8 protein-coding genes and 1 tRNA gene are annotated in these 7528 nt (G+C 52.7%); 3 read left to right on the top strand and 6 right to left on the bottom strand.

Features of this window, described 5'->3' with window-relative positions:
• Positions 1-93: 93 nt before the first annotated feature.
• The 3 genes from dptG to BIS10_RS15960 form a co-directional block, all read right to left on the bottom strand.
• Positions 94-1068, bottom strand: a complete 975-nt coding sequence (gene dptG / locus BIS10_RS15950; RefSeq protein WP_253506598.1) for a DNA phosphorothioation-dependent restriction protein DptG — start codon at positions 1066-1068, stop codon at positions 94-96.
• Entirely contained in the window at positions 1065-2663 is a 1599-nt protein-coding gene (gene dptF, locus BIS10_RS15955; protein WP_253506601.1) for a DNA phosphorothioation-dependent restriction protein DptF, read from the bottom strand. Before dptF ends, dptG begins: the two co-directional genes overlap by 4 nt.
• A gap of 277 nt (positions 2664-2940) precedes the next feature.
• Positions 2941-3017 (bottom strand) — tRNA-Arg (locus BIS10_RS15960).
• A 155-nt stretch (positions 3018-3172) separates the two neighbouring features.
• Here BIS10_RS15960 and BIS10_RS15965 point away from each other — a divergent pair.
• The 3 genes from BIS10_RS15965 to BIS10_RS15975 are packed head-to-tail and all read left to right on the top strand — an operon-like array spanning position 3173 to position 5951.
• Complete coding sequence (locus BIS10_RS15965; RefSeq protein ID WP_253506603.1) at positions 3173-4171, top strand: TRAP transporter substrate-binding protein; 999 nt, start codon at positions 3173-3175, stop codon at positions 4169-4171.
• Entirely contained in the window at positions 4171-4695 is a 525-nt protein-coding gene (locus BIS10_RS15970) for a TRAP transporter small permease (protein WP_230834376.1), read from the top strand. Before BIS10_RS15965 ends, BIS10_RS15970 begins: the two co-directional genes overlap by 1 nt.
• Positions 4692-5951, top strand: a complete 1260-nt coding sequence (locus tag BIS10_RS15975; RefSeq protein WP_253506606.1) for a TRAP transporter large permease — start codon at positions 4692-4694, stop codon at positions 5949-5951. Before BIS10_RS15970 ends, BIS10_RS15975 begins: the two co-directional genes overlap by 4 nt.
• Here the strand turns inward: BIS10_RS15975 and BIS10_RS15980 are convergent.
• The 3 genes from BIS10_RS15980 to BIS10_RS15990 form a co-directional block, all read right to left on the bottom strand.
• Complete coding sequence (locus BIS10_RS15980; RefSeq protein WP_253506608.1) at positions 5918-6361, bottom strand: carboxymuconolactone decarboxylase family protein; 444 nt, start codon at positions 6359-6361, stop codon at positions 5918-5920. The genes BIS10_RS15975 and BIS10_RS15980 overlap by 34 nt on opposite strands.
• 3 nt (positions 6362-6364) lie before the next feature.
• Complete coding sequence (locus BIS10_RS15985) at positions 6365-7318, bottom strand: D-2-hydroxyacid dehydrogenase family protein (protein ID WP_253506611.1); 954 nt, start codon at positions 7316-7318, stop codon at positions 6365-6367.
• A partial coding sequence (locus BIS10_RS15990) for a hypothetical protein (RefSeq protein WP_253506614.1) occupies positions 7318-7528 on the bottom strand: 211 nt, incomplete at its 5' end. The genes BIS10_RS15985 and BIS10_RS15990, both read right to left, overlap by 1 nt.

Raw genomic sequence — 7528 nt, forward strand, 5'->3', positions numbered from 1 at the left:
CGCCGACACAGCACAAGTGATAACTTGTCACCGGTTGAGTATGAAAGGCGTTACTTTAAGAGCCTAACGGGTGTCTAGAATATCCGGGGCGATTCACAGTTCTTTCGTTGTTTGAGGGTACTCTTCAAAGGGTGGAAGTTTCCTTTTTTCTCGATATCTTTCGCAGAACCTTATCAGTGATCCATTTACGTTATTAATATGTAACGCATCCATTCCATTGATATCTTGAAAAATCTTCCAAAGCGGCAACTTTTTCGCCTTCTTATCCTTCGGCTGATTTAGGTACTCAAGCATAGACAGAACTGGAAATAGATCGAAAGCTTTTACCCTTAAATGACGAAAAGCTTTTCTCACCTGGTTCCGCTCTAAGCTAGCTTTCTCGGTATCAAGAATAAAGAAAAGTGGTTTACTAACAGGCTTCTCCGACCAACCGTTGATATTCAATGCCAGCTGAGAACTATACAGAAAGGTGTAAAGACTAAAAAATGCTCTAAGGTTTTCAAGAAAATATCCAGGGTGCTCTAAAAGAAAGCCCAGATCTTGAGCAAAGAGTTCGGCCATAAATGGCAGATAAGGACTCTCAACGGGATCTTCGTTACAATCAGCCAATCGCTGTTGGAACGCTTCAACAAGTTCTTGCTCTAAGAAATTCACTTCATTGCTGAGCTTCGGAAATGTTCGGCCCGAGTCATGAAGGAAACCGATAAAAATTTGCGCAACATGTTTATTAGTAGACGCCTCAGCCTGCGCTGATTTAAAAACTAAAAATTCCGGCGAAACTTTAAACAATCCGACCGCATTATCATCGAAGTACATCTTTTCAATAAGGGGCCGAATTTCTTGGTCCGTCAGCTTATACTGTAAACGCTCAAAAACTGAAGACTTAAAACTCTCTAACGTTGAGCCCTTTTCAAGCCGCTTTTGAAACGCCACCGTTAAAATGTTTCCAGCTATTGCTTCGAAATCAAGGCCAGATGACTGAGATCGAAAGGGCAGAAAATGGTTAACGAAGTTTTTGTTCTGAACTTCTTGCTCATCCAGCACAAGTAAATTATCGGAAACACTCACTCGACACCCCCGACAACAATTTCACTGTCTTCAATTTCATTTGTAAGATAAACGTGCTTCCTACCATCCGAAAGCATCAATTTTTTTGAGCGAATGATGGCTTTTATGACATCATCGACAATCTCCTCCAAAATCACGATCGTATTCTTATCGTGTTTATTCGGTCTATAACCATCGTTTATTTTAGAAACCAACTCAAGAAAACTAAGGTTTACATTAAACGTTTTAAGTGGCTCATCACCAACCTTAAGACAAACCGGAAACTCGTGAATATTATTAGCCATCTCTTCACTTTCAATTCTTTTAAGATCAGGCTTAATATCGGCAACAGCCGAAACAAAGACGCCATTTCTAGAGCACAAAAACAAATGCTGCTTTGCAGTTAATGACGGATCGAGCCTGTTTCCAAATCGGACCAATGCGGATACAAGCTCACCTTTATAAAAAGCTCTTAGCTTTTGACGCTCCTCAGAAGTTCCATTATAGGTTTTATGTAAACGCCAAATCTCAATGTATCTGTCGTACAGCGGCTGTTCAAAATCATTTTTAAAATTTTTATGGAAGTCATTTCCAATGGCGACATCTTGAAACAGGTAAAAAAATCGCAACCAACCAGCCGACTCAATGTCGGCTATGCCAAAGGTTTCCTGCACTGAATTCTGGAAATCATCGAAAGTCGCCTCTCTTATGCCTAGAGGATGCTGTATGAGAAACTGGTCAATACTCCGAGACCTAATCGTACATGGGTCAAAGTGGCTAATAATGTCACTCAAATCATTATGGCCAGCCACAAATAGATTATTGAAAAGTAAACAGGGGCCGCAGACCAAATGGTGTACGAAATCAAGAAGGGCCCGCGCAGAAAGAAATTGATCAAACTTTAACCTAGCAGAGAGAAGCAGGTGGACTATCCGATCACGCACCTGCTCGTGTTTTAGCAACTCATAGTTCAGCGTCAGTTTACTGGGACTCGTTCGAACCGCATCCAGATATGCCAGATGTAGAGGATTATTTTCAGTGGTAGCAACTACGCGCGCAATCAGTTCACTAATAAAGCTCGACCCAGTCTTTCCCTCCTCAATACTGAATTTTGGGTATTGCTCAAAGTTCAAGAACTTATAAGAATTTGAAGTTTCTTCTCCACTTTGGAGGTACGACTCAATGGCACTTCTGATATTTTCGTGGCGGAGATGTCCTTGGGACGCAAAGTTAAATAACATCCCGACATTTATTCCAACGACTAGTGGCTTGTCCGATTCACTGTGTTCATCAAAGAGCTGGTCTAACGCTTCAATGGCGTCTTGGTCAGGCTTAAACGCATGAGTGGCATCTAGGTGAAACCTGACTCTCTTCGAGTAGGTCTCGTGATAGCGTTTTAGAATTTCAGATTTGCCGTCACCAGATGAGCCGCATAGAAAAATCACGGTATCCGATGTGAGGTTGGAGTCCAGCAACCTTCTAAAATCTTTCTCAATTTCAGTTTCAACGTAGAGATAGCTTTTTAGCTCATCTTGTTCTTTTTGTCCCTGTCCGAGCGTAGTAACCGCTTGAGCTGACGACCTAGCAAGAGTGTCTAGTAGCTGTGAGAATTGCACGTTGTTTTCTCATCCTTGGTGTGACGATCACAATCTATGTCGCTGTGCCCAACCCCCTCAAAGGCCGAAGGTCACTTCAAGCTACCATACTGCTTAATTTTATTGAATCCAAGTGAACGTACATATGTGACCATACAGGTGGCAAGAAAAAGCCAAAGGTCATAACCGGATAGACATATCAGGAATGTGATGAAGAAATTGTGGCCACGATTTGGTCACAGGGTGGTCACAGGCAAAAAATAAGGGCCTACGCGTTAACGTAAGCCCTTGATATATCTGGCGCGCCCGGCAGGAATTGAACCTGCGACCTTCGGCTTCGGAGGCCGACACTCTATCCAACTGAGCTACGGGCGCTTTGGGTGCGTATCGTACCCGTGTGGGCGGGCTGTGTCTAGCGGCGGGGCGGTTTTAGGCCGCCTTATGATTGACCGTTTTCCCTGCGGTGGTGCATGCTCTGGGGGCACTTTTGCACCTCTTAACCACCCTTGGTTCGATTGGGAACATAATAAATGAAAACATTTGCACGTAGTACGCTGGCACTGGGCATCTCACTGGCACTGGTAAGTGCCGCGAACGCCGCTGATTTTGCAGATATGGACCTCGTTACTCTGCGTTTAGCCCACGTGGTGAACGAGCAGGATGGCTTCCATATTGCGGCCACCAAGTTTGAAGAGCTGGTAGAAGAACGCACCGATGGCAAGGTGAATATCGAGATCTTCCCCAACGCCTCGCTAGGCGATGAGCGCACGCTGCTGGAAGGCATGCAGATCGGTACCGTGGATATGGGCGTGATTACCAACGGGCCGGTGGCCAACTTTGTCGAAGAGATGGCGGTGTTTGAACTGCCGTTCCTGTTCCCCTCCCCCGAAGCCGCCTATGAAGTGCTGGATGGCCCCATCGGCCAGGAACTGCTGGATAAGCTGGCGGACGTGAACCTGAAAGGCTTGGCTTACGCCGAGCGCGGCTTCCGCAACCTGACCAACAGCGAGCGGGCGGTGAATTCCCCAGAAGATTTGGATGGCCTGCGCATCCGCGTGATGGAAAACCCCGTTTATACCGACACCTTCCGCGAGCTGGGTGCCAACGCGATTCCGATGGCGTGGACCGAAGCGCTCACCGCCATGCAGCAGGGCACCATCGACGGCCAGGAAAACCCGGTGAACGTGATTCACTCGTTCAAACTGGATGAAACCCAGACCTACATGACGCTCTCCCGCCACACCTACGCCCCGGCGATTTTTGTGATGGGTATGCCCGCCTGGAACCAGCTCCCCGAAGCCGCCCAAACGGTATTGGAAGAAGCCGCCCAGGAAGCCGCCGAGCATGAACGCCAAGTGAACGCAGATATGGAAGCCGAACAGCTGGCAGCACTGCGCGAAGCAGGCATGGAAATTAACGACACGCCGGATATGGAAGCCTTCCAAGCCGCCGTTGCGCCGGTGTACGAGAAGTACGGCGAGCAGTTCGGTGACTACCTGCCGCGTATCCAGGAGGCGCTGCAACAGTGATGTCGTTTGCACAGCCTCTTTTGACGCTGCTGCAACGCATTGAACGCGGGCTGGATGCCATCATCCAGCCCGTGGTGTTTGCGGGCATGGCAGCTTTAATTGGCGTCATCACGCTACAGATCGTCTCGCGGGTGCTGTTCAGCGCCGTGGGCTGGACCGAAGAGGTCGCGCGGTTTCTGCTGGTGTGGATCACCTTTTTAGCGGGCACGCTGGCGTTTCAGCGCGGGCGGCATATTGCCGTCACCTTTGCGGTGGATGCCCTGCCACTACCGCTGCGTAAGCTGGCCAGGCTCGCGGCGCTGGCGATTGTGGTGGCGTTTATGATCACGCTGATCGTGATTGGCTACCGCTATATGCAGGTGCAGAGCTTCCAGAAGTCCGCTTCGCTGCGACTCTCGATGACGTATGTGTATGCGGTGATGCCGCTCGCGGCGGGCATCATGGCATGGTATGCCCTGGTGGACATGGTCGAGGTACTGGTGAACGGTGAACCCACGGCAGCCGACCAGGAGGAGCCGCTATGACGCTGGTACTCTTTGGGCTGTTCTTCCTATTTATGCTGCTGGGCGTGCCGATTGCCTTCGCGATTGGAGCCAGCTCGCTCTACGCGCTGTACCAATCCGGCGTGCCGTTGATGGTGGTCACCCAGCAGATGTTCCAGGGCATTAACTCCTTTGCTCTGGTGGCTATTCCAATGTTTATCCTAGCCGGGGATTTAATGGCCCAGGGCAAAGTCAGCGAGCGGCTGGTGAGCTTTGCCGATTCGCTGGTGGGCTTTATGCGCGGCGGGCTGTCGGTGGTTTCGGTGATGGCGGGCATGTTCTTTGCGGCCATTTCCGGCTCCGGCGCGGCTACTACCGCAGCGGTGGGTTCAAGCCTAGTGCCAGAGCTTAAGCGCAAAGGCTACGACCCTGCTTCAGCGGCTAGCTTAATTGCTGCCAGCGGCACCATTGGCGTGGTGATTCCTCCGTCGGTGCCGATGATTATCTACGCGGTCATTGCCCAGCAGTCGGTATCGTCGCTGTTCTTGAACGGCTTTTTACCGGGGCTGGCGATGGGTATAGCGCTCATGACCATTGCAATTACCCAGGCGTATAAACGCAAGTACCCGAAAGGTACGCCGCTCTCACTGGCCACTATTTGGCGCACGTTAAAAGCAGCCAGTTGGGGGCTGATGACGCCGGTGATTATTCTGGGGGGTATCTTCTCGGGGATTTTCACGCCGTCGGAAGCGGCCGTGGTGGCGGTAAACTACGCGCTGCTGGTGTCGCTGTTTGTGTATCGGGATTTAACCCTGCCTCAGGTGTATAAGCTGCTGATTCGCTCGGCGATGACCACGGCGGTGATTATGCTGGTGATTGCCATGTCGGCGGTGCTGAGCTGGACGCTCTCAAGCTGGCAGGTGCCCGGCGCGATTGCCCAGGCGGTGCTGTCGCTCTCCACCAACCCTTACGTGATTATGCTGTTGGTCGTGGCGGTGATCCTGCTGACCGGGGTGTTTATCGAAACAGCCAGCGCTTTGATCATTCTGACCCCGGTGCTTCTGCCACTGGTGCTGCAACTGGGCATCGACCCGATCCACTTCGGGCTGATCATTGTGGTGGGGCTATCGATAGGCATGATTACCCCACCCGTGGCGATCAACCTGTACGTGGCGTCGTCCGTCACCCAACTGCCGCTAGAGCGTATTACCCGCGCTATTATCCCCTACCTGCTAGGGCTAATTGGCGTGCTGCTGCTGGTAGTTTACGTGCCCATACTGCTGGGCTGGTCAGGCTGACGCGCCGCGTTAATCACCTCGCGGGCCGTGCGTAGCCCATCTATCGCGGCAGGGAAGCCGCAATAGGGCACGCACTGCAGCAGCACCTCGCGGATTTGCTCTTCGCTACAGCCGTTATTCAGTGCCCCACGTACGTGTACTTTGAGTTCGTGGGGTCTGTTCAAGGCCACCAGCATGGCAATGTTAATCAGGCTGCGAGTGTGCCGCTCTAGGCCAGGACGGTTCCAGATATCGTTCCAACACTGCTGCGTCACTAGCTCCTGCATCGGCCAGCCAAACTCATCGGCTTGGGCCAGCGCGGCGTCGACGTACTCATCCCCTAACACTTCGCGGCGGGTGGCTAACCCATCGGGGTTTAACGCCTGCCGTTTGCTCTCTAAGGAACGCTCTGCGTCACTGTTTGACGTCATGGCTTAGCTCTCCTCGGCCAAGTTGCGCCCTGGCGTGCCTGCGTCAAATGCCAGCACGTTCTCAAACGCATCGCCAAAGTAGAGCTCGTAGCTGTCTTTCTCCACATAACCCAGGTGCGGCGTGGCCAGGAAGTTGGGCAGCGCCAGCAGTGTATGCTCTACCACTGGTTCTTCATCAAACACGTCCACAGCGGCCATGCCGGGGCGGCCCGCTTTCAACGCGGCTTCCAAAGCGCCCGCCTCCACTAACGGCGCGCGGCTGGTATTCACCAGCACCGCCGTGGGCTTCATGCTGGCTAAATTCGCCGCTGTGACGATGCCTCGGGTTTCCGGGTTTAGGCGCAGGTGCAAGCTGAGCACGTCGCTGCGTTTGAAAAACTCATCTTGCGAGGCCGCAACTTCAAGCCCCGCCGCCGATGCCCGCTGGCGGGTGCCTTCGCGGCCCCATACCAGTACGTTCATTTCAAACGCTTGGCCGTAGCGGGCCACTAACTGGCCTATTTTTCCATAGCCAAATACGCCCAGCGTGCGCCCTTTCAGGCCGGTGCCCAGGGTGCGCTGCCAGCGGCCTGCCTTGAGGTTTTCCACCTCTTCAGGAATGCGCCGCATGGCAGAGAGCACCAGCCCCCAGGTGAGCTCGGCCGCCGCATAGGGCGAGCCGGTGCCTGCCAGTACCACCACGCCGTGCTCGCGGCAGGCGGCCATATCCACATGCGCCGCGCCGCCGCCGGTTTGGCTGATCAGCTTAAGCTTGGGCAGCCGCGCCAGCAGCGGCGCGGTGATCGGCGTGCGCTCACGAATCAGCACCAGCGCATCGGCGTCTTTGAAGCGTTCAACCAACTCGTCTTCATCGCTCACGGTGTCGTTATAGATCGTGACGCGATGGCCTGACAGTTTAGCGAAGGCGTCTAAGTCACGAACACAATCCTGATAATCATCGGGGATGACAATGTGCATTAAAGCGGCTCCTTGCTCGGTGAGCGCGCTAGAGGGCGGCCCCCTTTAGCAGCGTGGCTGAAATACCGCTGCCAGACGAAGATCCCGGCGATCACGGCAATGCCCACCACGTCCGTAATGGCTTGGCCGTTAATCAGCATTAACGCGGCAAACAGCAGCAGGCCGCGCTCTACCCAAGAACAGGGGCGGGCAAAGTAGCCTATCGTAGAG

Origin of the sequence: Halomonas sp. 707B3 (genome assembly GCF_024158645.1) — a bacterium.
Lineage (GTDB): Bacteria > Pseudomonadota > Gammaproteobacteria > Pseudomonadales > Halomonadaceae > Vreelandella > Vreelandella lionensis.

Excerpts from the sequence above, each read along its gene's own strand:
- BIS10_RS15965 (WP_253506603.1), top strand. The coding sequence starts at position 3,173 with ATGAAAACATTTGCACGTAGTACGCTGGCACTGGGCATCTCACTGGCA.
- BIS10_RS15970 (WP_230834376.1), top strand. The coding sequence starts at position 4,171 with ATGTCGTTTGCACAGCCTCTTTTGACGCTGCTGCAACGCATTGAACGC.
- BIS10_RS15975 (WP_253506606.1), top strand. The coding sequence starts at position 4,692 with ATGACGCTGGTACTCTTTGGGCTGTTCTTCCTATTTATGCTGCTGGGC.
- BIS10_RS15980 (WP_253506608.1), bottom strand. The coding sequence starts at position 6,361 with ATGACGTCAAACAGTGACGCAGAGCGTTCCTTAGAGAGCAAACGGCAG.
- BIS10_RS15985 (WP_253506611.1), bottom strand. The coding sequence starts at position 7,318 with ATGCACATTGTCATCCCCGATGATTATCAGGATTGTGTTCGTGACTTA.